This is a genomic window from Geodermatophilus sp. SYSU D01119, from assembly GCF_054049975.1.
This window is the reverse complement of sequence record NZ_JBJGYL010000025.1, coordinates 40,200-61,296: the sequence shown is the minus strand read 5'-3', so window position 1 is coordinate 61,296 and position 21,097 is coordinate 40,200. Positions and strand designations below refer to the sequence as shown.

22 protein-coding genes and 1 tRNA gene are annotated in these 21,097 nt (G+C 76.3%); 4 read left to right on the top strand and 19 right to left on the bottom strand.

What is annotated here, in order from left to right; all coding sequences use genetic code 11:
- Positions 1 to 4: 4 nt before the first annotated feature.
- From folK to dacB, 9 genes are all read right to left on the bottom strand, one after another.
- Positions 5 to 508: a 2-amino-4-hydroxy-6-hydroxymethyldihydropteridine diphosphokinase gene (gene folK / locus ACI79X_RS18060; RefSeq protein WP_457026796.1), complete on the bottom strand. Its 504-nt coding sequence runs from the start codon at positions 506 to 508 to the stop codon at positions 5 to 7.
- A complete protein-coding gene (gene folB / locus ACI79X_RS18055) occupies positions 508 to 984 on the bottom strand; it encodes a dihydroneopterin aldolase (RefSeq protein WP_457026795.1) in 477 nt (158 codons plus the stop codon). The genes folK and folB overlap by 1 nt, the downstream gene beginning before the upstream one ends.
- Positions 977 to 1,840: a dihydropteroate synthase gene (gene folP / locus ACI79X_RS18050; RefSeq protein ID WP_457026794.1), complete on the bottom strand. Its 864-nt coding sequence runs from the start codon at positions 1,838 to 1,840 to the stop codon at positions 977 to 979. The genes folB and folP overlap by 8 nt, the downstream gene beginning before the upstream one ends.
- A gap of 10 nt (positions 1,841 to 1,850) precedes the next feature.
- Complete coding sequence (gene folE / locus ACI79X_RS18045; RefSeq protein ID WP_457026793.1) at positions 1,851 to 2,468, bottom strand: GTP cyclohydrolase I FolE; 618 nt, start codon at positions 2,466 to 2,468, stop codon at positions 1,851 to 1,853.
- Positions 2,465 to 4,507, bottom strand: a complete 2,043-nt coding sequence (gene ftsH, locus ACI79X_RS18040) for an ATP-dependent zinc metalloprotease FtsH (protein ID WP_457026792.1) — start codon at positions 4,505 to 4,507, stop codon at positions 2,465 to 2,467. Before ftsH ends, folE begins: the two co-directional genes overlap by 4 nt.
- A gap of 210 nt (positions 4,508 to 4,717) precedes the next feature.
- Positions 4,718 to 5,308 (bottom strand): hypoxanthine phosphoribosyltransferase, encoded by a 591-nt coding sequence (hpt, locus tag ACI79X_RS18035; RefSeq protein ID WP_457026791.1) that lies wholly within the window; start codon positions 5,306 to 5,308, stop codon positions 4,718 to 4,720.
- Positions 5,305 to 6,315 (bottom strand): tRNA lysidine(34) synthetase TilS, encoded by a 1,011-nt coding sequence (gene tilS, locus ACI79X_RS18030; protein WP_457026790.1) that lies wholly within the window; start codon positions 6,313 to 6,315, stop codon positions 5,305 to 5,307. The genes hpt and tilS overlap by 4 nt, the downstream gene beginning before the upstream one ends.
- Positions 6,316 to 6,325: 10 nt before the next feature.
- Positions 6,326 to 7,411: a zinc-dependent metalloprotease gene (locus tag ACI79X_RS18025; RefSeq protein WP_457026789.1), complete on the bottom strand. Its 1,086-nt coding sequence runs from the start codon at positions 7,409 to 7,411 to the stop codon at positions 6,326 to 6,328.
- 39 nt (positions 7,412 to 7,450) lie between these two features.
- On the bottom strand, positions 7,451 to 8,875 hold the full coding sequence (dacB, locus tag ACI79X_RS18020; RefSeq protein WP_457026788.1) for a D-alanyl-D-alanine carboxypeptidase/D-alanyl-D-alanine endopeptidase: 1,425 nt from the start codon (positions 8,873 to 8,875) through the stop codon (positions 7,451 to 7,453).
- 69 nt (positions 8,876 to 8,944) lie between these two features.
- On the opposite strand from dacB, the gene ACI79X_RS18015 reads away from it, so the two are divergent.
- Positions 8,945 to 9,436, top strand: coding sequence for an inorganic diphosphatase (locus ACI79X_RS18015; protein WP_073418345.1), 492 nt, complete (start codon positions 8,945 to 8,947; stop codon positions 9,434 to 9,436).
- 96 nt (positions 9,437 to 9,532) lie between these two features.
- Here the strand turns inward: ACI79X_RS18015 and ACI79X_RS18010 are convergent, their stop codons facing one another.
- From ACI79X_RS18010 to tmk, 6 genes are all read right to left on the bottom strand, one after another.
- Entirely contained in the window at positions 9,533 to 10,279 is a 747-nt protein-coding gene (locus tag ACI79X_RS18010; protein ID WP_457026787.1) for an SAM-dependent methyltransferase, read from the bottom strand.
- Between the two features lie 31 nt (positions 10,280 to 10,310).
- On the bottom strand, positions 10,311 to 10,958 hold the full coding sequence (locus ACI79X_RS18005; RefSeq protein WP_457026786.1) for a flagellar brake protein: 648 nt from the start codon (positions 10,956 to 10,958) through the stop codon (positions 10,311 to 10,313).
- A gap of 75 nt (positions 10,959 to 11,033) precedes the next feature.
- Positions 11,034 to 11,615: a dihydrofolate reductase family protein gene (locus tag ACI79X_RS18000; RefSeq protein WP_457026785.1), complete on the bottom strand. Its 582-nt coding sequence runs from the start codon at positions 11,613 to 11,615 to the stop codon at positions 11,034 to 11,036.
- 109 nt (positions 11,616 to 11,724) lie between these two features.
- Positions 11,725 to 11,800, bottom strand: a tRNA-Thr gene (locus tag ACI79X_RS17995).
- Between the two features lie 56 nt (positions 11,801 to 11,856).
- On the bottom strand, positions 11,857 to 13,017 hold the full coding sequence (locus ACI79X_RS17990; RefSeq protein ID WP_457026784.1) for a DNA polymerase III subunit delta': 1,161 nt from the start codon (positions 13,015 to 13,017) through the stop codon (positions 11,857 to 11,859).
- Positions 13,014 to 13,652: a dTMP kinase gene (gene tmk / locus ACI79X_RS17985; RefSeq protein WP_457026783.1), complete on the bottom strand. Its 639-nt coding sequence runs from the start codon at positions 13,650 to 13,652 to the stop codon at positions 13,014 to 13,016. Before tmk ends, ACI79X_RS17990 begins: the two co-directional genes overlap by 4 nt.
- A 118-nt stretch (positions 13,653 to 13,770) precedes the next feature.
- Here tmk and ACI79X_RS17980 point away from each other — a divergent pair, with 118 nt between their 5' ends.
- Genes ACI79X_RS17980 through ACI79X_RS17970 form a run of 3 tightly spaced genes read left to right on the top strand, consistent with a single transcriptional unit; the run spans position 13,771 to position 15,353 of the window.
- Positions 13,771 to 14,556 carry a trans-aconitate 2-methyltransferase gene (locus ACI79X_RS17980; RefSeq protein WP_457026782.1) on the top strand — a complete coding sequence of 262 codons (786 nt, stop codon included), beginning with the start codon at positions 13,771 to 13,773 and terminating at the stop codon, positions 14,554 to 14,556.
- Between the two features lie 54 nt (positions 14,557 to 14,610).
- Complete coding sequence (locus tag ACI79X_RS17975) at positions 14,611 to 15,042, top strand: hypothetical protein (protein ID WP_457026781.1); 432 nt, start codon at positions 14,611 to 14,613, stop codon at positions 15,040 to 15,042.
- Positions 15,039 to 15,353, top strand: coding sequence for a winged helix-turn-helix domain-containing protein (locus tag ACI79X_RS17970; RefSeq protein ID WP_457026780.1), 315 nt, complete (start codon positions 15,039 to 15,041; stop codon positions 15,351 to 15,353). The genes ACI79X_RS17975 and ACI79X_RS17970 overlap by 4 nt, the downstream gene beginning before the upstream one ends.
- Here ACI79X_RS17970 and ACI79X_RS17965 read toward each other — a convergent pair.
- From ACI79X_RS17965 to ACI79X_RS17950, 4 genes are all read right to left on the bottom strand, one after another.
- On the bottom strand, positions 15,340 to 16,101 hold the full coding sequence (locus ACI79X_RS17965; RefSeq protein WP_457026779.1) for a class I SAM-dependent methyltransferase: 762 nt from the start codon (positions 16,099 to 16,101) through the stop codon (positions 15,340 to 15,342). The two genes, ACI79X_RS17970 and ACI79X_RS17965, sit on opposite strands and share 14 nt — an antisense overlap.
- Before the next feature lie 7 nt (positions 16,102 to 16,108).
- On the bottom strand, positions 16,109 to 18,985 hold the full coding sequence (gene topA, locus ACI79X_RS17960; RefSeq protein WP_457026778.1) for a type I DNA topoisomerase: 2,877 nt from the start codon (positions 18,983 to 18,985) through the stop codon (positions 16,109 to 16,111).
- 188 nt (positions 18,986 to 19,173) lie between these two features.
- The gene (locus tag ACI79X_RS17955; protein ID WP_457026777.1) at positions 19,174 to 20,739 is read right to left on the bottom strand and encodes an alpha/beta hydrolase; all 1,566 of its coding nucleotides are present in this window, start codon (positions 20,737 to 20,739) and stop codon (positions 19,174 to 19,176) included.
- A complete protein-coding gene (locus tag ACI79X_RS17950; RefSeq protein WP_457026776.1) occupies positions 20,736 to 21,062 on the bottom strand; it encodes a hypothetical protein in 327 nt (108 codons plus the stop codon). The genes ACI79X_RS17955 and ACI79X_RS17950 overlap by 4 nt, the downstream gene beginning before the upstream one ends.
- Positions 21,063 to 21,097: the final 35 nt, after the last annotated feature.

The following is a 21,097-nucleotide window of genomic DNA, read 5'->3' as shown; positions in this document are numbered from 1 at the left end:
GGTCTCAATGCAGGTGCTCCCAGCGCACGACCGCCGCGACGTCGTCGGGCGGCAGCGCGGCGACGAGGTCGGCGACCCGCCCGTGGCCCGGCAGCACGGCGGTGGGGTCCAGCGACAGCCACGGGACCAGCACGAAGGCCCGCTCGTGCGCGCGCGGGTGCGGCAGCGTGAGCACGGGGTCCTCGGAGAGCACGGGGGTGCCGTCGTCGGCGGTCACCGTGACGACGTCGACGTCGAGGGTGCGCGCACCCCAGCGCACCTCGCGGGTGCGGCCGGCGGCCTGCTCCAGCTCCTGCGCGCGGGCCAGCCACCCGGCGGCGTCCCGGTTCCCGCGGACGAACACGACCGCGTTGAGGTACGGGGGCTGCTCGACGGGCCCCCAGGGCGGCGTCTCGAACAGCGTCGACCGGGCGACCAGCCCGTCGGCCTTCAGCGCCTCGATCGCGGTGCGCAGGGTCCCCGCGCGGTCGCCGAGGTTGGCGCCCAGGGAGAGGACGGCGCGGGTCATCAGAGGTCCTCTTCGCGTTCCGTCGGTCGGCCCTCTCCGGAGGCTCCCCCGAGCGTGCGAGGGGAGAGGGGGAGAGGGTCCTTCGTGCGCCGGATGGTGACGGTGACGTCGTCGAAGGGGACGCCGAGGTCGGCCTGCGGCTTGTGCACGGTGATCTCGGCGGCCTGCACGAGCGGGTCGGCGAGGCAGACGTCGGCCAGCCTCCGGCACAGCGTCTCCAGCAGGTCCACCGGCTCGCCGGTGAGGACGGCGTGCAGCCGCTGGGCGAGCTCGGCGTAGTTGACCGTCAGCGCGAGGTCGTCGGTGGCGGCGGCGGGCGCGGTGTCGACCTCGAGGACGGCGTCGACGGAGAAGGTCTGCCCGTTCTCGCGCTCGAAGCCGTAGACGCCGTGGTGGGCGTGCGCGGTCAGGCCGCGGACGGCGATGCGGTCGGGGACGCGGTCGGGAACGCGGTCGGGGACGCGCCGCTCAGTCACGCCGGGCCTCCTCGCGGGCGCGGTGGACGGCGGCCACGGTGCGCACGGCGTCTGCCGAGGCGGCGGCGTCGTGCACCCGCACGCCCCAGGCGCCGGCCTCCGCGGCCAGGACGGTGGTGGCCAGGGTGGCGGAGTCGCGCCCGGCGGCCGGGCGCACGGCGCCGTCGGGCCCGGCCAGCAGCCGGCCGAGGAAGGTCTTGCGGGAGGCACCGACCAGCACCGGCAGGCCGAGGGCGACCACCCGGGGCAGCCCGGCGAGCAGCGCCCAGTTGTGCGCCGCCTGCTTGGCGAACCCGAGGCCGGGGTCGAGGACGAGCTGGGCGGGGTCGACGCCGGCCGACAGCGCGGCGTCGACCCGGGCGGTCAGCTCCGCGCACACCTCGGCGACGACGTCGCCGTACTCGGCGTGGGCGTACATCTCGCGGCTGTGGCCCCGCCAGTGCATGAGCACCCACGGGACCCCGGCGTCGGCCACCAGCCCGGCCATGCCGTCGTCGGCCAGCCCGCCGCTGATGTCGTTGACCAGCACCGCGCCGGCCTCCAGCGCGGCGGCGGCCACCTCGGTGCGGGTGGTGTCCACGCTGACCCGCACGCCCGCCGCGGCGAGCTCGGCGACCACCGGGACGACCCGGCGGCGCTCCTCCGCGGCGTCGACGCGGTCGGCACCGGGGCGGGTGGACTCCCCGCCGACGTCGACGTAGTCGGCGCCGGCCGCGGCCATCGCCAGCCCGTGCGCGACGGCGGAGTCCCGGTCGGCGAAGCACCCGCCGTCGGAGAAGGAGTCGGGCGTGACGTTGAGGACGCCCATCACCACGCACCGCCCCGGGTGCAGCAGCTGCGCCCCGGCGGCGCTCACCGGGCGCGCGTCATCGTCCGAGGACGAGGCTCATCGCCTCGGCGCGGGTGGCGGCGTTGTCGCGGAACATGCCGCGCACCGCGGAGGTGACCGTCGTCGAGCCGGGCTTGCGGATGCCGCGCATGCCCATGCACAGGTGCTCGGCCTCGATGACCACGATCACGCCGCGCGGCTTGAGGACGTCGGCCAGCGCGTCGGCGATCTGCCGGGTCATCCGCTCCTGCACCTGCGGCCGGCGGGCGTAGACGTCGACCAGCCGGGCGATCTTGGACAGCCCGGTGACCTTCCCGTCCTCGCCGGGGATGTAGCCGACGTGCGCGGCGCCGTGGAAGGGCACCAGGTGGTGCTCGCAGGTCGAGTACATCGGGATGTCCTTGACCAGCACCAGCTCGTCGTGGTCCTCGTCGAAGGTCGTCGCGAGGACCTCCGCCGGGTCCTGCCAGAGCCCGGCGAAGGTCTCCGAGTAGGCGCGGGCCACCCGGGCCGGCGTGTCACGCAGGCCCGGGCGGTCGGGGTCCTCCCCCACGGCGATCAGCAGCTCGCGGACGGCCGCCTCGGCCCGGGCGGAGTCGATCCGGGACAGGTCCGCGCGGACCTCGTCCTCCGGCTCCTCGGGGAGCTCACTCACCGCTGTGCGGGGGCGCCGACGTCGCCGACCGGGCTGCTGCCGCCCTTCACCAGGCCGACGCCGTTGCCGTTGGCCGCGGTGGCGCCGTGCCCGTTGCCGTTGGCCAGGGCGGCCTGCTCGGCGGGGGTGAGCACCGGCGGCTGGTCGGAGGGGGTGCGCTTGCCGAAGCCGTTGTAGGGGGCCATCGACGGGCGCTTGACGACCGGCGCGCAGATGCGGGCCATGTCCTCCTTGGAGAGGGTCTCCTTCTCCATCAGCTCGAGGACGAGCTGGTCGAGGACGGCCCGGTACTCCACGAGGATCTCCCACGCCTCGTCGTGCGCGGCCTCGATGAGGGCGCGGATCTCGCCGTCGATGTCGGCGGCGACGGCCTCGGAGTAGTCCGGCCGCGAGCCCATGTCCCGGCCGAGGAACGGCTCGGAGTCGGTGCTGCCGTACTTCACCGCGCCGAGCTTGGCGCTCATGCCGTACTGGGTCACCATCGCGCGGGCCATCGAGGTGGCCTTCTCGATGTCGTTGCCGGCGCCCGTCGTCGGCTCGTGGAAGACCAGCTCCTCGGCCGCGCGCCCGCCGAGGGCGTAGGCCAGGGTGTCGATCATCTCCGACCGGGTCTGGGTGTACTTGTCCTCGGTCGGCAGCACGAGCGTGTGCCCGAGCGAGCGGCCGCGCGGCAGGATCGTCACCTTGTGCACCGGGTCCAGGTTGGGCAGTGCGTGCGCCACCAGGGCGTGGCCGCCCTCGTGGTAGGCGGTGACCTTCTTCTCCTTCTCGCTCATCGCCCGCGTCTTGCGCTCGGGGCCGGCGATGACGCGGTCGATCGCCTCCTCGAGGGTGGCGTCGGTGATCTGCGTGCCGTTGCCGCGGGCGGTGAGCAGCGCGCCCTCGTTGAGGACGTTGGCGAGGTCGGCGCCGGTGAAGCCGGGGGTGCGGCGGGCGACGGTCTCGAGGTCGACGTCGGGGGCGAGCGGCTTGCCCTTCGCGTGCACCTCGAGGATCTGCTTGCGGCCCTCGAGGTCGGGCCGGTCGACGGCGATCTGCCGGTCGAAGCGGCCGGGGCGCAGCAGCGCCGGGTCGAGGATGTCCGGCCGGTTGGTGGCGGCGATCATGATGACGCCGCCCTTGACGTCGAAGCCGTCCATCTCGACGAGCATCTGGTTGAGCGTCTGCTCGCGCTCGTCGTGCCCGCCGCCCATGCCGGCGCCGCGGTGGCGGCCGACGGCGTCGATCTCGTCGACGAAGATGATCGCCGGGGCGTTGGTCTTGGCCTGCTCGAAGAGGTCGCGGACCCGGCTCGCGCCGACACCGACGAACATCTCGACGAAGTCCGAGCCGGAGATCGAGAAGAACGGGACGCCCGCCTCGCCGGCCACCGCACGCGCCAGCAGCGTCTTGCCGGTGCCGGGCGGGCCGAACAGCAGCACGCCCTTGGGGATCTTGGCGCCCACGGCCTGGAACTTGACCGGGTTGGCCAGGAAGTCCTTGATCTCCTGGAGCTCCTCGATCGCCTCGTCGGCCCCGGCGACGTCGGCGAACGTCGTCTTCGGGGTGTCCTTGGTGATCTGCTTGGCCTTGGACTTGCCGAAGGCCATGACCCCGCGGCCGCCGCCCTGCATGGAGTTGAACAGCCAGAACAGCAAGAGCAGGAGGATCAGGAACGGCAGGAAGCTGATCAGGACGCTGACGAAGACGCTGTCCTGGGTGACGTTCGTCGTGAAGTCGACGCCGTCGCCGGTGCTCCCACCGTCGGCACCGAGGCCGGAGACGAGCGCGAAGACGTCGTCGGAGGCGCCGATCGGGTAGGACGCGCTGATCTGGTCGTTGCCGTCGACGGGCTCGGTCAGGTCGAGGTCGAGCGTCTGTTCCTTGTCGTTGATCGTGACCTGTTCGACGTTGCCCGACTCGATCTGCTCGAGCGCGACCGACGTCCTCACCGGCTCGTAGGCCGAGCCGCCGCTGAACACGGCGGACAGACCCAGGGCGACCAGGACGACCAGGACGACCCAGAACCACACGGAGCGGAAGATCTTCTTGCGTTCCATACACCGATGCCGGGCGACCGGAGGGCTCCGGCCTGGCCCGTCGACCCTCCTGATCGTCCGGGTGACGCGCCGCGCGACCCGGGCGGGCACCCTGGCGCTCGGTGCAGCGTCGTTGCGACGACGGTACACCGGCGCAGCTGTGCGCCCCCTGTGCGCGAGCTGGGCGGAGGCCCCCCCGTCCCCCCTCCGGAGGACCCCGTCCGGAGGGGCCTACGTCTCGTAGACCTCGGGCTTGAGCGTGCCGATGTAGGGCAGGTCGCGGTAGCGCTCGGCGTAGTCGAGGCCGTAGCCGACGACGAACTCGTTGGGGATGTCGAACCCGACGTAGCGCACCGGCACCTCGACCTTGATCGCGTCGGGCTTGCGCAGCAGCGCGCAGACCTCGAGCGAGGCGGGCCGGCGGCCGCCGAGGTTCTTGAGCAGCCAGGACAGGGTCAGGCCCGAGTCGATGATGTCCTCGAGCACCAGCACGTGCCGGTCGCTGATGTCGCGGTCGAGGTCCTTGAGGATCCGGACGACGCCGGAGGAGCTGGTGGAGGAGCCGTAGGAGGAGACGGCCATGAACTCCATCTGCGTGGGCAGCCGCAGCGCGCGGGCGAAGTCGCTCATGAAGAGCACCGCGCCCTTGAGGACGCCGACCAGTAGGACCTCCCGGCCCTCGTAGTCCCGCGCGACCTGCTCGGCCAGCTCGGTGATCTTGGCCTGGATCTGCTCCTCGGACAGGAGGACGTGGTCGATGTCGGGGCCGTAGCCGTGGTCGGGCCCCAGCACGGTGGCAGGGGTCGACGCGGTCTCGCTCACGGGGCGTGTTCCTCCGGGTCGGGGGATGATCCGGCCCTCCCGCCCGGGGAGCCGGCGGGCCGCAGCACCAGCCTGCCAGACGCCCGGAACGCCTCCGCACCGCCCGGGAGGGCCACCGCCCCCTGCCCGCGCCAGGCCGAGACGAGCGCGTCGACGGCGCCCAGGTGGACCGCCTGGAGATCGGGGACGCCGGCCCCGCGCAGCCAGCCGCGCAGCACCCGGCGGCGCAGGGCCGCGGGCAGGCCGGCGAGGTCCGCGGCCGGCAGCCCGCCGTCGCCGGACATCCGGGCGAGCGCGGCGGCGGCGAGGTCGTCGAGCGCGTCGAGGTCCTCGCGCAGCAGGGCCGCGGTGCGGGCCAGCGCGGGGGCGACGCCGCCGCCGAGCACGTCCTCCAGCAGCGGCAGCACCTCGGCGCGCAGCCGGGCGCGGCGGTAGGCCGGGTCGGTGTTCCACGGGTCGTCCCACACCGGCAGCCCCTGCGCCGCGCAGGCCGCCCGCGTGGTCGCCCGCCGGACGCCGAGCAGGGGGCGCCAGAACGGCGGGCGCTCGGCCACCATCCCGGCCACCGAGCGGGGACCCGAGCCGCGGCCGAGGCCGAGCAGCACCGTCTCGGCCTGGTCGTCGAGGGTGTGGCCGAGCGCGACCCGCGCGCCGGACGCGGCGGCCTCCCGGGTGAGCGCCGTGTACCGCGCCGAGCGGGCCGCGCCCTCGGGGCCGCCGTCGGGACCGACGTCGACGGCGACGACGCGGACCGGGTCGAGCCCCAGCCCGCGCAGCAGGTCCGCCGTCGCGGCGGCGCGCCCGGCCGAGCCCGGCTGCAGCCGGTGGTCGACGGTGACCGCGCCCGCGGGCACCCCGGCGCGCGGGGCCTCGAAGGCCACGGCCGCGGCCAGGGCGAGGGAGTCCGCTCCCCCGCTGACGGCCACCAGCACCGGTGCGGCGGAGGCACGCAGGCCCGGCCGGACGGCGCTGCGGACGTGCGCGACCGCCGGGGGCGGGCCGCTCACCCGCGGCGGGTCAGGCGGTCACGGCCGGGCGGCCGTGCACCCGCTCGACCCAGCGGGCGGGGTCGGTGAGCTCCTCCACCAGCGGCAGGGTCTCCGGCCCGCTCCACACCCGGTTGAACCCGTCCATGCCGACGAGGTCGACGACGCCGCCGACGAAGTGCCGACCGTCGGCGTACTGCTTCATCTTCTGCTCGAGTCCCAGCAGCCGGCGCAGCACGCGGTCGAGCGGGCCGCGGCCCTTGCGCCGCTGGGCGAAGCGCTTGCGCAGCGTGCGCACCGAGGGCACGACGTCGGGGCCGACGCCGTCCATGACGAACTCGGCGTGCCCCTCGACCAGGCTCATCACCGCGGTGACGCGGTCGAGGACGGCGCGCTGCTCGGGGTCGCGGACCAGCGCCATGAGGCCCTGGCCGGCCTCGTCGCCCTCGCCGCCGCGGACGGCGTCGGTCAGGCCGCGCACCAGGTCCGACAGCCGGTCGCGCAGGGCGTCGGGGCTCAGGTCGGTGGCGTCGACGAACTCGGCGATCTGGGCCTCGAGGTGGTCGGCCAGCCACGGGAAGGCGGTGAACTGCAGCTGGTGGGTGACCTCGTGCAGGCAGACCCACAGGCGGAAGTCGCCCGGGTCGACGCCCAGCCGGCGCTCCGCGTCGACGATGTTGGGCGCCACGAGCAGCAGCCGGCCGCCGGTGCCGAAGATCTCGTACTGCCCGAGCACCCGCGAGGACAGGAAGGCGAGCAGGCCGCCGGCCTGCACGCCGGTGGCGCGGGAGCCGATGGCGGTGGCCAGCGGGCCGGGGCGGCTGTCCTGCCGCTCGGCGAGCGCGGTGACCAGTGGGTCCATGAGCGCGGCCATGCCGGCGGTGTTGGCGTCGATCCAGCCGGGCCGGTCGACGACGGCGACCTCGGGCACGGGCCCGCCCGCGACCGGGTGCAGGCCGGTGAGGCCCTCGACGTGCGCGACGGCGGCCGCGGCGGCCTCGTGCAGCTCCCGGACGACGGCGGCGGCCTCCTCGCGGGTGGTCCCGGGCCCCTGCCCGGACAGCCGGCGGGCCGTGCGACCGGCGAGCTCCCAGTCGACCAGTGCGCTGCTCGTCATCGCCTCACCGTACGCGGGCGACCGGGCACCCGACCCGGTTCAGCGGCAGCCGCAGGCGGCGAGGGTGGCGGCCATCCCGTCCAGGGCGGCCTCCTCCGGCCCGCCCCCGCCGACGGTGCCGTTGGCCACGAGCGCGTAGGCCAGCAGCCGGCCGTCGGCGGTCACGACGGTGCCGGCGAGCCCGTGCACGCCGAGCAGCGTGCCGGTCTTGCCGCGCACCGCGCCGGGGGCGGTGACCGGGTCGTCGTCGCCGCGGTCGGCCAGCGTGCCGTCCCAGCCGGCGACGGCCAGGCCGGACACGATCGCCGAGGCCCCCTCGAGGGAGCCGTCGGCGGCGCCGGCGAGGACGTCGGTGAGCAGGTCGGGGGTGACCAGGTCCAGCCGGGACAGGCCGCTCCCGTCGCGCAGGTCGACGTCGGCGACGTCGAACCCGGCGTCGGAGAGCGCGGCGGTGACCGCCTCGGCGGAGCCCTCGAAGCTGGCCGGCAGGTCGCGGGCGAGGGCCACCTGGCGGGCGAGGGACTCGGCCAGCAGGTTGTCCGACAGCGACAGCGCCTGCTCGACCAGCCGCGCGACCGGCGCGGAGCGGACCGAGCCCAGTTCCTGGGCGCCCTCGGGGGCCTCCCCCAGCTCCACGGTGGCGCCGGGGACGCCGAGCGCCTCGGCCAGGGCGCGGCCGGCGTCGGTTCCGGGGGCGCCGCTGCGGGCGTTCTCCCCCGGGGTCACCCGGGCGCCGTCGACGGCGGTGGCGGTGACCGGTGAGGCGTAGCTCGACGGCGCGTCCTCCGGGCCCCAGCCCTCGGCGGTGAGCGGCCCCTCGAACAGCGAGTTGTCCACGACCACCCGGCCGACCGTGGTGCCGGGCGGCAGGGCGGCGCGCACCTGCGCGGCGAGGTCGGCGACGGTGGCCGCGCCCGGGTAGGTCAGCGAGGGCGTGGTGGTCGACAGCGTGGGGTCGCCGCCGCCGACGAGCACCACCTCGTCGGGCGCCGCGCCGGCGACCACGGTGGTCTCGAGGGTGGCCTCGGGGTCGAGCGTGGTGAGCGCGGCGACGGCGGTGAGCAGCTTGGCGGTGGACGCCGGCGTCACCGGGTCGCCCGCGCCGTCGTCGAGGAGCACCTCGCCGGTGGCGACGTCGACCACCTCGGCCGACACCCCGCCGGCGAGGGCGGGGGTGGCCAGCAGCGGTGCGAGGGCGTCGGCGAGCGCGGCCGGGTCGGGCACCGGCGCGTCGGAGGCCAGCGACGCGAGCACCGGCGCGGGCTCCCGGAGCTCGGGCAGCTCGGCGGCGGGCAGCGCCGGGTCGGCGGCGGGGGAGCCGCCGCCGCGGCCCAGCCACAGCACCGCCCCGACGGCGAGCGCGGCCACCACGACCAGCGCGACCAGGGCCGAGACGAGGCGTCTGCGCAGCCGCCTGTAGCTCGGCGTGACGGTCGTCGACGAGCTCGGCTCGATGGTGCCCACCCCCCGGGAAGGCCCTCCCGGACGGACCTGCGCCGGTGGACCTGACAGCAGTGGTCCACACTACGTGCCGTGCAGTTCGACGTGACGGTAGAGATCCCCAAGGGCCAGCGGAACAAGTACGAGCTGGACCACGCCACCGGGCGCATCCGGCTCGACCGGATGCTGTTCACCTCCACGCGGTACCCGGCCGACTACGGGTACATCGAGAACACCCTGGGGCAGGACGGCGACCCGCTGGACGCCCTGGTGCTCCTGGAGGAGCCCACCTTCCCCGGGTGCCTGATCACCTGCCGGGCGATCGGCATGTTCCGGATGACCGACGAGGCCGGTGGCGACGACAAGGTCCTCACCGTCCCGGCCACCGACCCGCGGATGGCCCACCTCCAGGACATCACCGACGTGTCGGAGTTCGACCGCCTGGAGATCCAGCACTTCTTCGAGACCTACAAGGACCTCGAGCCGGGCAAGTCGGTCGAGGGTGCCGAGTGGGTCGGCCGCGCCGAGGCCGAGGCCGAGATCGAGGCCTCGATCAAGCGGGCCCAGGAGGCCGGCGGCCACTGAGCCGCACTCCCCCACGCCGGCCCGGCCGGACCCGAGAGCGCACGACGGACGACGGACGGCGGCGCACCCCGATGCGGGTGTGCCGCCGTCGTCGTCTCAGGCCCTGACGTCGTGCAGCACCGCGGTGAGGAAGCCCAGCTCGCGGCGGTAGCCCTCGAGCCACTGCCGCCGGTGGGTGCGGGCGGCCTCGAGCGCCTCCTCGCGCTCGCCCGGGCCGGCCTCGGTGAGCGCCCACTCGGTGAGCGCCCCGGTCCAGCACCACTCGTACTCGTCCCACTCGGCGGTCGTGCTCAGGTGCGCGTAGCCGGGCTCGAACCCGCAGCGGGCGACCTCGGCCAGCAGGCCCGGCAGGTCCGGCAGCTCGCCGGGCTCGGCGCCGAGACCGGCCAGCGCGCGCTCGCTCGGGCCCGCCTCCCAGAAGCCGTCGCCGAACAGCACCCGCCCGCCGGGCCGCAGGTGCCGCCGGGCCGCCCCGAGGGCGCCGGCCGTCCCGCCGAAGGCGTGCGCGGCGCCGATGCACAGCACGACGTCGGCCGGCTCGCCGCGCCAGGTGGCGGCGTCGGCCTGCACGAACACCGCGCGGCCCACCATCCCGGCCAGCGCGGCGCGGTCGCGGGCGGCGTCGAGGGCGGGGCCGGAGGTGTCCACCCCGACGCCGGACAGTCCCGGGCGGGCGGCCAGCATCGTCAGCAGCCACGCGCCGGAGCCGCAGCCGAGGTCGAGGGCGGTGCCGCGGCCGGGCGGCGCCGCCCGCTCCACCAGCCGGGCGAGGGCGTCGTCGGAGACGGGGGCGGCGACGGGGTGCCAGCGGTGGGCGATCGCGCTGAGCCGGGCTCGGTCCACGGGCGCAGTCTGGCGCACCCGCCGGCGGGAGCTAGATCAGGCCGCGCGAGCGGAGGTCCCGCAGCTCGGCGAAGACCCGGCGGCGGACGTCGTCCTCGTCCCGCTCGGGCAGGCCGATGAAGCGCAGCGAGAGCTCGGGGCGCTTGTCCTCGCGCGGGTGGCGGCGGACGACCTCGGCCTTGGTCGAGAGGCTGCGCCCGTCGAGGTCGAGCGCGACGTGGACGACGGAGCCGACCTCGAGCGCGCCGGTGCGGTCGGGGTCGCCGTCGAGCAGGCAGTGGGTGCCGCCCTCGCTGAGGTCGAACGTCGTGCCGGTCCGGGTCTCCCCGCCGGCGCGGACCGACAGCGCCAGCGTCAGTGGCGCCCGCACCGCGGCACGGCGCTGCCCGCGCGAGGACGGACCGGAGATGCGGACGCGCCAGGTGGGCGCCTCGCCGCCGTGCACGTCCAGGAGCACCGCGGGGACCGACCGCAGCTCCTCGGGGCCCCGCCAGACCAGTTCGAGCACCTCGCCGGGCTCCAGGCGGACGCGGCGGCGCGAGGCGTCCTCGCCGACGCTGATCACCAGCTCACCGCCGGTGGCTTCCTCGACGAAGCTGGTCAGCACGTCCTCACGGCTGACCGCCTTGACGTCGAGCACCGCTCTCTCCTCGGGGTGGTCGATCCCGGGCGTGGCCATGCTCGTCCCTCCTGTCGCGACGGGTCCTCCGGTGAGGACATCGGCAGGTCCGGCGGGAACTGGAGCCGGGCGCGGTCAGCCGTGCAGCGTGGGCCGGTAGAGGAGCTCCTGGATGCGGCCGTCGAAGGTGGTGCTGCCGACCATCTCGAGGTCGAAGTCGGCGGCCCCGGCGAACACCGGGTCGGTGCCGGTGCGGCCGGTGATGACGGGGAAGACGGTGACCTGGACGAGGTCGACCAGCCCGGCGGCCATGAGCGCGCGGTTCACCGCCAGGCTGCCGTGCGAGCGCAGCGGCACCGGTGACTCCTCCTTGAGCCGGGCCACGACGTCGACGGCGTCCCCGGGCTCGACGGTGGCGTCGGGCCAGTCGAGCGGGGCCCGCAGCGTCGTCGACACGACCGTCGTCGGCATGTCCCGCATCCGGGCGTTCAGCGGATCGAGGGTGCCGGCGGCACCGGGGGCGGCGAGGAAGGAGTGGAACTCCCGCCAGGTGCTGGCGCCGAGGACCAGCCGCTGGTCGGCGAGGTACTGCGCGAGGCGGTGCTCGAGGAACTCCGGCCCCTCCTTGCCCCAGTAGCCGCCCCAGTCGCCGTCCTCGCCGAAGGAGCCGAAGCCGTCGAGGGTGGTGAAGACGTCGAAGGTGTAGGTGGTGCTCACGGTGCCCTCCCCGGTCCGGTGGTCGCGTCCAGGGGCAGACCGGCGGCGGGGACCGGACTCATCGCGGAACGGCCGCGGCCCCTTCCTCCGGGAGGACGGGGCCGCGGGGTGGAGCCGCCTGTCGGAATCGAACCGACGACCTTCTCATTACGAGTGAGATGCTCTACCGACTGAGCTAAGGCGGCGTGCGTGCGGGGAACAGCGTACGTCACGGCCTCCCCCGCCCGGCGCAGGCCCGGGGTCAGGTCGCCGGGAGCCGCAGGGCCACGGTGAGCGCCTCGACGGCGATCTGCGGCTTGACGTTCTGCTCCAGCGCGGTGCGGCAGGCGAGGACGGCGTCGATGCGGCGCAGCGCCCCCTCCGCGCCGATCCGGCGGCCCAGTTCCTCGGCGTCGGCCCGGCGGTCGGGGTGGTTGAGCGGCAGCACCTCGCCGGGCGCGGCGTCGAGGACGAGCGCGTCGCGGTAGAGGCCGGCGAGGTCCACCAGTGCCCGGTCCAGCGAGTCGCGGCCGATGCGGGTGGCCCGGCTCTTCTGCCGCTTCTCCAGGTCCTTGAGCACGCCGGCGCCGCGGCTGGCGGCGGCGACGCCCGGGCCGCGGGCGCCGACGCCGAGGCTCGCCTTGACCGCCTCGGTCTCGGCGCCGTCGAGGGCGGCGGTGGTGCGGTCGGACTCCTCCTTCGCGGCGCCCACCAGGTCGTCGGCGGCGTTGAGGCAGGCGGCCAGCGAGACCAGCGACAGCGGGATGTCGAGCACGGCCTTGCGGGCCAGCCGGGCGCTCTCGTCGCGCGCGAGGTGCCGGGCCCGCCCGACGTGGCCGCCGGCGGCGCCGGCCGACCAGGCGGCCAGCGCCGGGTCGACGCCGTCGCGGCGGACCAGGACGTCGGCGACGGCGTCGACCGGCGGCGTCCGCAGCCCGACCACCCGGCACCGCGAGCGGATGGTGACCGGCACGTCCTCGGGGTGCAGGCTCGGCGCGCACAGCAGGAACACCGTGCGCGGCGGCGGCTCCTCGATCATCTTGAGGACGGCGTTGGCGGCCTGCTCGGTCATCCGGTCGGCGTCCTCGACCACGACGACCTGCCAGCGCCCCTGCGACGGCGCGCGGCCGGCCACGCGCACGAGCTCGCGGGCCTCCGTGACGCCGATCGACAGGCCCTCGGGGACGACGGTCTGCACGTCGGCGTGGGTGCCGGCCAGCACGGTGCGGCAGGAGTGGCAGGTGCCGTCGCCGCCGTCGGGGCACTGCAGCGCCGCGGCGAACGCGCGGGCGGCGACCGAGCGGCCCGACCCCGGCGGGCCGGTGAACAGCCAGGCGTGGGTCATGGCGGTGGGCTGGGCGACGGCGGCCTGCAGTTCGGCGACGAGGGCCGGCTGGCCGATCACCTCCGACCAGACGCTCACGCGATCCGCCCGGGCAGCAGCGCCGCGACCCGCTCGCGGACCGCTGCGGCGATCTCCTCGGCGGGCCCGCCGGCGTCGAGGACGAGGTAGCGGTGCGGCTCGGCACCGGCCAGCGCGCGGAAGGTGGCGCGCACCCGCTCGTGGAAGTCCAGCGACTCGCTCTCGAGGCGGTCGGCGGCGGCGCGGCCGAGCGCGCGGGCGAGGCCGGCCTCGGGCGGCAGGTCGAGCAGCACGGTGAGGTCGGGGACCAGGCCGCCGGTGGCCCAGGACGACAGCCGGCGGACCTCGTCGAGCTCCAGGGCCCGGCCGGCGCCCTGGTAGGCCAGCGAGCTGTCGACGTAGCGGTCGGTGAGCACGACCTCGCCGGCGTCGAGCGCGGGCAGCACCACGGTGGCCACGTGGTGGGCGCGGTCGGCGGCGTAGAGCAGCGCCTCGGCGCGCGGGGCGAGCGCGCCGGTGGCGGGGTCGAGCAGCAGCGCGCGGATGCGGGCGCCGGGCGGGGTGCCGCCGGGCTCGGAGGTGAGCCGGGCGGGCACCTCGTGCAGGCCCAGCCAGTCGAACAGCAGCCGGGCCTGGGTGGACTTGCCGGTGCCCTCCCCGCCCTCGAAGGCGACGAACAGCCCGCGGCCGGGCACGCGCGGCGAGGCGTCGATCGGTTGCTCCCGGGAGGTGCGAGGGGCGGGTGGGCGGCCGGTCCACGGTACCGGCCGGGGCCGACGTCCCCGGGCCCGCGGCGGCCCTACGGTGCAGGTCGTGGACGCACGCTGGGACCCCGCCACCTACCTGCGGCACGTCGGGGAGCGGGCCCGCCCGTTCGCCGACCTGCTGGCCCGCGTGGACGCCGACGACCCGCGGGTGGTGGTCGACCTCGGCTGCGGCGGGGGCGCCCTGACCGCCTCGCTGTCCGCGCGCTGGCCGGCGGCGCGGGTCACCGGCGTCGACTCCTCGCCGGAGATGCTGGCCGCGGCCGCCGCCCACGCCGTCGACGGGCGGGTGGCGTTCGAGCGCGGCGACGTGCGGGACTGGCGCCCGGACGGGCCGGTCGACGTCGTGGTGTCCAACGCGGTGCTGCACTGGGTGCCCGGGCACGCGGCGCTGCTGGAGCGCTGGGCCGGCTGGCTGGCGCCGGGCGGCCGGCTGGCCGTGCAGGTGCCGGGCAACCACCGCGCGCCGACCCACCGGCTGCTGGCCGACCTGTGCACCTCGCCGTCGTGGTCCTCCCGGCTGGCGGCGGCCGCTCCCCCGGCGGACCCCGTGCTCGACCCGGCCGGCTACCTCGACGTGCTCACCGGCGCGGGCCTGGCCGCGGACGTCTGGGAGACGACGTACCTGCACGTGCTGCGCGGTCCCGACCCGGTGCTGTCGTGGGTGCGCGGCACGGTGCTGCTGCCGGTGCTCGCCCGGCTCGGCGAGGAGGCGGGCGCCGACCTGACCGCCGAGTACGCGGCGGCGCTGCGCGCGGCCTACCCGCCCCGCCCGGACGGCACGACCGTGCTGCCCTTCCGCCGCGTCTTCCTGGTCGGTGGATCAACTACTTGACCACCTGGAAAGTACTTGCCACTCTGTCGCACACCCCGACCGAGGAGGCACCCGATGACCGTCCCCACGCCCGAGTCCGCCGCCGCGCTGCTGGCCGAGGCGGACGCCGCCGGGGTCCGCGTCCGGCGGGAGGCGAGCCCCGCGGCGTCGACGTTCCTCGTGACCCTGGGGTGCGCGAGCGCAGGCTTCTTCCTCGCCCAGCCGGTGGCCGACAGCGAGCGGGCGGTGGGCGCGACCGCGCTGGTCTTCGCACTGGCGGTGCTGGGCGCGGCCGCGGCGCTGGTGGCCGGGCGCGGCTCGGTGCGCGCCGGGTTCTCGCAGCGCTTCGGGACGGCGATGGGCGCGTGGGGGGCCGTCCTGGCCGTCGGGCTCGCGGTGGGGACGACGGTGCCCGGGCTGGCGCACGAGTGGGCTTGGTGGGCCCCGCTGGCGGTCGCCGTCGCCGCGCCGTGCCTGGTCGGCGCGTGGCGGGAGCGGCCGCGGTGACCGGAGCGCACCCCCGGCACGCGCTCGACGAGGTCATCCACGCGCCGGTGCGCTTCTCGGTGGTGGCGACGCTGGCCGCGGCGGAGGAGGCGGAGTTCGGCTTCGTCCGCGACGGGGTGCAGGTGAGCGACTCGGTGCTGTCGAAGACGGTGGCGACGCTGGAGCGCGCCGGCTACGTGGAGGTCCGCAAGGGCTACGTGGGCAAGCGCCCGCGCACCTGGCTGCGCCTGTCCCCCGCCGGGCGCGAGGCGTTCCGGGCGCACGTGGCGGCGCTGCGGGCGATCGCCGACGGCCCGGTCAGCGCGGGGTGAGCCGGTAGGAGTCGGTGCGGTACGGCAGGTCGAGGACGGCGCGGCCGGCCGTGTCGGGGTGGCCGGCCAGCAGCCGCCGGATGCCGCCGAGGAACTCCTCGCGCGCCGCGGCGGCCATGGTCGCGGCGTAGCTGCGGGTGCCGATGCCTGCGACCACCTGCTCGGGGGTCATCCGCTGCACCACCGACGAGCGGGCGGTCGCGACGTCGGCCGGCAGGGCGCGGGCGAAGTCGTCGACCACGCCCTGGTCGGCCTCGTGCCCGCGGGCCTCGGCGGCCAGCGCGGCGCCGAGCGCGGCGACCCACGGGACGGTCTCGTCGCGGGTGTTCCACACGAACCCCACGACGCCGCCGGGGCGCAGCACCCGGCGCAGCTCGGCGGCGGCCGGCCCGGGGTCGAACCAGTGGGCGGCCTGGCCGGCGACGACGGCGTCGACGTCCGCGTCCGGCAGCGGCACGGCCTCCGCGCCGCCGACGTGCGCGGGGACACCGGGGTGGCGGGCGCGGAGCTGGCCGAGCATTTCCGGTGACGGGTCCACGGCGACCACCTCGTGTCCGGCGGCGACGAGGGCGTCGGTGAGCAGGCCGGTGCCGGCGCCGAGGTCGAGGACCCGCAGCGGCCGGTCGCCGAGCAGGAAGGCGACGGCGTCGGCCGGGTAGCCCGGGCGCAGGGCGGCGTACTCGGCCGCGACCGACCCGAACGACGTGCGCCGCTGCTGCCAGGCGGCGGGGTCGATCGAGCCGGTCACGGCCGGGTCAGCTCGCGGGCACCGCGTCGGACGCGGCGGCCTTCTTCGCCGTCGTCTTCTTCGCGGTGGTCTTCTTCGCGGTGGTCTTCTTCGCCGCGGTCGCCTTCTTGGCCGCCGTCGTCGTGGTGGCCTTCCTGGCCGCCTTCTTCTTGGTGGCGGCCGGGCGGCTGCGGCGGTCGGCGAGCAGCTCGGCGGCACGGTCGAGGGAGATGGTCTCGACGTCGTCGCCCTTGCGGAGGCTGGCGTTGGTCTCGCCGTCGGTGACGTAGGGACCGAACCGGCCCTCGCGGACGGTGATCTGGCCCTGCGTCACCGGGTCGGCGCCGAGCTCCTTGAGCGGGGCGGCCGCGGCCCGGCGCCCGCGCTGCTTGGGCTGGGCGAAGATCGCCAGCGCCTCGTCGAGGGTGACGGTGAACAGCCGCTGCTCGTTCTCCAGCGACCGGGAGTCGGTGCCCTTCTTGATGTAGGGCCCGTAGCGCCCGTTGAGCGCCTGGATCTCCTCGCCGTCGGGCGCGGTGCCCACGGTGCGCGGGAGGGTCAGCAGCTGCAGCGCCTGCTCCAGCGTCACCGTCTCCGGCGACATGGAGGAGAACAGGCTCGCCGTCCGCGGGGCCTCCTTGCTGCCCTCGGGGACGACGGTGGTGACGTAGGGGCCGTAGCGGCCGGCCTTGACCACCACGGGGTGCCCGGACCCGGGGTCGGTGCCGAGCTCGCGGTCGCCCGAGGGGGCGGCGAGCAGCTCGGCGACCTTCTCGCTGGTCAGCTCGTCGGGCGCGAGGTCCTCGGGGAGGCTGACGCGGGCGCCGTCCTCGCCGCCGGCCTGCAGGTAGGGCCCGTAGCGGCCGACCCGGACGACGACCGGCTCCCCGTTCGGCCCGGTGGCGCGCAGCGGGATGGAGTTGACCCCGCGGGCGTCGATCTCCTCGAGCTGCTGGCCGATGACGGTCTTGAGCCCGCCGGAGGCCGCGATGCCGCCGGCGTGCCGGCCCTCGCCCCCGAAGTAGAACTCGGTCAGCCAGTCGACCCGGCCGAGCGACCCGCTGGCGATCTCGTCGAGCTCGTTCTCCAGCGAGGCGGTGAAGTCGTAGTCGACGAGCGCGGCGAAGTGCTGCTCGAGAAGGTTGACGACGGCGAACGCGACGAAGGAGGGCACCAGCGCGGAGCCCTTCTTCCACACGTACCCGCGGTCCTGGATCGTCTGCATGATCGACGCGTAGGTCGACGGGCGGCCGATCCCGAGCTCCTCGAGCCGGGCCACCAGGCTCGGCTCGGTGTAGCGCGAGGGCGGGCTGGTCGTGTGGCCCTTGGGCTCGAGCTCCCGGGTGTCGAGGCGCTGGCCGCGCTCGACCCGGGGCAGCCGGCGCTCGGCGTCGTCGCTGCCGTGGTCGTCGTCGCCGGCGGTGCTGCCCTCGTCGCGGGACTCGACGTAGGCGCGCAGGAAGCCGGGGAAGGTGATGGTGCGCCCCGACGCGGTGAACTCGACGCGCTCGTCGATGGTGCTGGTGCCGGCGAGCCGGATGCTCACCGTCTGGCCCACGGCGTCGGCCATCTGCGAGGCGACCGTGCGCTGCCAGATCAGCTCGTAGAGCCGGAACTCGTCGCGGGCGAGCTGCCCGGCGAGCTGGCCCGGGGTGCGGAAGGAGTCACCGGCGGGGCGGATCGCCTCGTGCGCCTCCTGCGCGCCCTTGGCCTTCTTGCTGTAGCGGCGCGCCTCGGCGGGCACGTAGGCGTCGCCGTAGAGCTCGCGGGCCTGGGTGCGGGCGGCGTTGATCGCCTCGTTCGACAGGTTCGTCGAGTCGGTCCGCATGTAGGTGATGTGGCCGTTCTCGTACAGCCGCTGCGCCACCCGCATGACCTGCGCCGAGGACCAGCCGAGCTTGCGGCCGGCCTCCATCTGGAGCGTCGAGGTGGTGAACGGCGCGTAGGGACGGCGCCGGTAGGGCTTCTCGTCGACGCGGCTGACGGTGACCTGCCGGCCCTCGAGGCGGGCCGCGAGCCCGCGGGCGCCGGCCTCGTCGAGGTGCACGACGTCGCCGGTGACCTGCCCGGTCGCGGGGTCGAAGTCGCGACCGGTGGCGACGCGGCTGTCGTCGACGCTGACGAGGCGGGCGCGCAGGGTGGTCGGCTCGCCCGCGTCGGCGCCGGCCTTGCCGGGGACGGCGAAGACGCCGTCGAGGGACCAGTAGTCGGCGGCGGTGAATGCCATCCGCTCGCGCTCCCGCTCGACGACGATGCGGGTGGCCACCGACTGCACGCGGCCGGCCGAGAGCTTCGGCAGGACCTTCTTCCACAGCACGGGGCTGACCTCGTAGCCGTAGAGCCGGTCGAGGATGCGGCGGGTCTCCTGCGCGTCGACCAGCGCGGTGTCGAGCTCGCGCGGGTTGGCGACGGCGCGGGCGATCGCCTCGGGGGTGATCTCGTGGAAGACCATCCGGCGCACGGGCACCCGCGGCTTGAGCGTGTCGACCAGGTGCCAGGCGATGGCCTCGCCCTCGCGGTCCTCGTCCGTCGCGAGGAAGACCTCACTGGCGTCCTTCACCAGCTGCTTGAGCCGGGTCACCTGCTGCTTGCGGTCGGGGCTGACGACGTAAAGCGGCTCGAAGGAGTTGTCGACGTCGACGCCGAGCCGGGCCCACGGGGCGCCCTTGTGCTCGGCCGGGACGTCGGCGGCGTTGCGCGGCAGGTCGCGGATGTGCCCGACGCTCGCCTCGACGACGTAGCCGTTGCCCAGGTAGCCGGCGATCTTCCCGGCCTTGGTCGGGGACTCCACGATGACCAGCGGACGCCCGCCCCCGTTGGCGGCGGTCCGGCGGCGGGCGGGCGTGCTGGTGCCACCGGCCGTGCGGCCGGCGCTCTCGCCGTTCTTCGCGGTCTTCGTGGGCACGGTGCTCCTGTCGGTGGTGCTCGGTCGTGGCGGCGCGGCGCGGGGTGGTCGGCACCCGCCACGCCCCCTCGGCGGGCCACGGTAGGCCACGCCGACGGAACGCGACCGGCCGGCGACCCCGGGTGGGCGCGCCGTCACCCGGTCCAACGGCGCCGCCGCGCGACTGTTCCCGGGCTCCCCCGCGCTGGTCAGTCGGCCTCCCACACCCCCGCGACCACCTCCCCCGCGGCGGCCGGCGTCGGCCGGTCGGCGTCGAGGTACTCCCAGTGGAGGGTGTCCCAGTCGGCGGCCAGCGACGTGGCCCCGAACCGGTCGCCGGCCGTCTCCCAGCCGTGCACGTCGAGCGCCCACGGGACGGGGTCGAGGAGGGACGAGGCCTCGAACACCTCCGGCGCCTCGAGCTGTGCCGCGGTGTTGTCCATCCCGGGGCTGCCGAGGAGGACCAGCGCGTCGGCCTCCAGCACGCCCGGCTCCTCCGCCGCCCGGTCGACCACGACGGTGCCGTAGCTGTGCGCCACGACCGTGGTGCGCAGCGGGTCGTCGCCGCGGACCGGGTCGCCGGCCCGGGCGGCGCGCAGCCCGGCGAGGTCGCCGGCGAGGGCGGCGCCGCCCGTGGCCGCGCGCCCCTCGAGCAGCGCGGCGGGGTGCGCGACCGAGGCCGGTGGCCGGTAGCCCAGCCACGCGACCGCCGCCACGGCCGCGCCCGGCACGGCGTCCCGCGCGGCGTCGGCGACGGCCCGCGCGTCGTCCCCGAGGTCGTCGAGGTCGCCGACGTCGTTGCCGACACCGGGCACGAGCAGCGCGACGTCGTCGGCGGCGTCCAGGTCGCCGTAGGAGATCGCCGCGAGGTGGTCGTCGAGGTCGAGCGACCACAGCTGCGCGGTCCGGCCGGCCGCCTCCTCGCGGTCCAGCTCCGCCGCCACCGCCTCCGCGGTCTCCCGCGTGGACGGTGACGGGTCGCTCAGCGCCCGGTCCAGCAGCAGCCGGTTCGCCTGGTCCCGGGCCCAGGCGGGCAGGCCGTCGAGGCTGCCGACGAGCCGGGGCTCGACGTGCACGAGCAGGTCGCGGGCCGGCGTCGACAGTCCCGCCCACCACGCGGCCACGTCCTCCGGGGAGGTCCCGGGCACCGGCAGGCAGGACCGCACCCACGCCCCGTCGGCGGTCACGGTCCGGGCGAGCGCGGCCCAGCCGGCCGGGCGGAAGGCGCCGGTGCCGCCGAGGGCGGCCAGGGGCCCGCCGGAGTCGGCGGCCGCGGCACCGGCCCGCGCGGCCGCCCGGAGGGCGTCGGCGGCGAGCCCGGCGATCCGCTCGGCCGCTGCCGCCTGCTCGGCCAGGGCGTCGTAGGAGACGGCGGGGGTCCCGGCCGCGGCGTCCGGGAGGGGCGCGGGCGCCGGGACGACGGCCCGGCCCGCCTGGTCGAGCGCCATCCCCGCGGCCGCCGCCCGGGCCAGCGCCTGCCCGGCCAGGTCGGCGGCCGTGCGCGCCTCGCGGGCGGCGTCGTGCAGCCGGTCGAGCGAGTCCCCGAACGCGGTCGCCATCGCCGTCGCCACCGCGGACACCTCGCCGAGGGCGGAGGTGGCCGCCGTGGCGGCCGGGCCGGACCAGCAGGACGGGTCGGTGAGCGAGCGCGCGACGCCGTCGGTGCGGGCACGCCAGGCGGGGAGCCGCCCGGTCACCGCCTCGAGCGTGGCGACGGCACCCTCGAGGAGGGCGGTGTCCCAGGCGGCGACGGCGGTCAGCCCCGGCGCGCTCACGCCGCCGCCCCGGAGGTCGCCGCGGCGCGGGCGGCGAGCAGCCGGTCGGAGACCGCCGCGTCCTGCAGGCGGTAGGCCCGGACCGCGGCCAGCAGGGTCGCAGCGACGGTGGCGGCACCGTCGGCGAGGTCGGCCACGTACGCCGCCCACGCGCGGCCGGTGGCACCGGCCGCCTCGGACACCTCACCGGGTGCCGCCGCGGCCAGGGACACCGCGGTGGAGGCACAGCGGTCGGCCTCGGCGGACAGCTCGGCGGACAGCGCCGCGAGCTCCTCGGCCAGGGCCTGGGCGCTGTCGAGCTGGATGGCGATCGGTGCGGACACGGCCCCTCCCGGCGTCGGGCCGGCCTCGGTCGGGA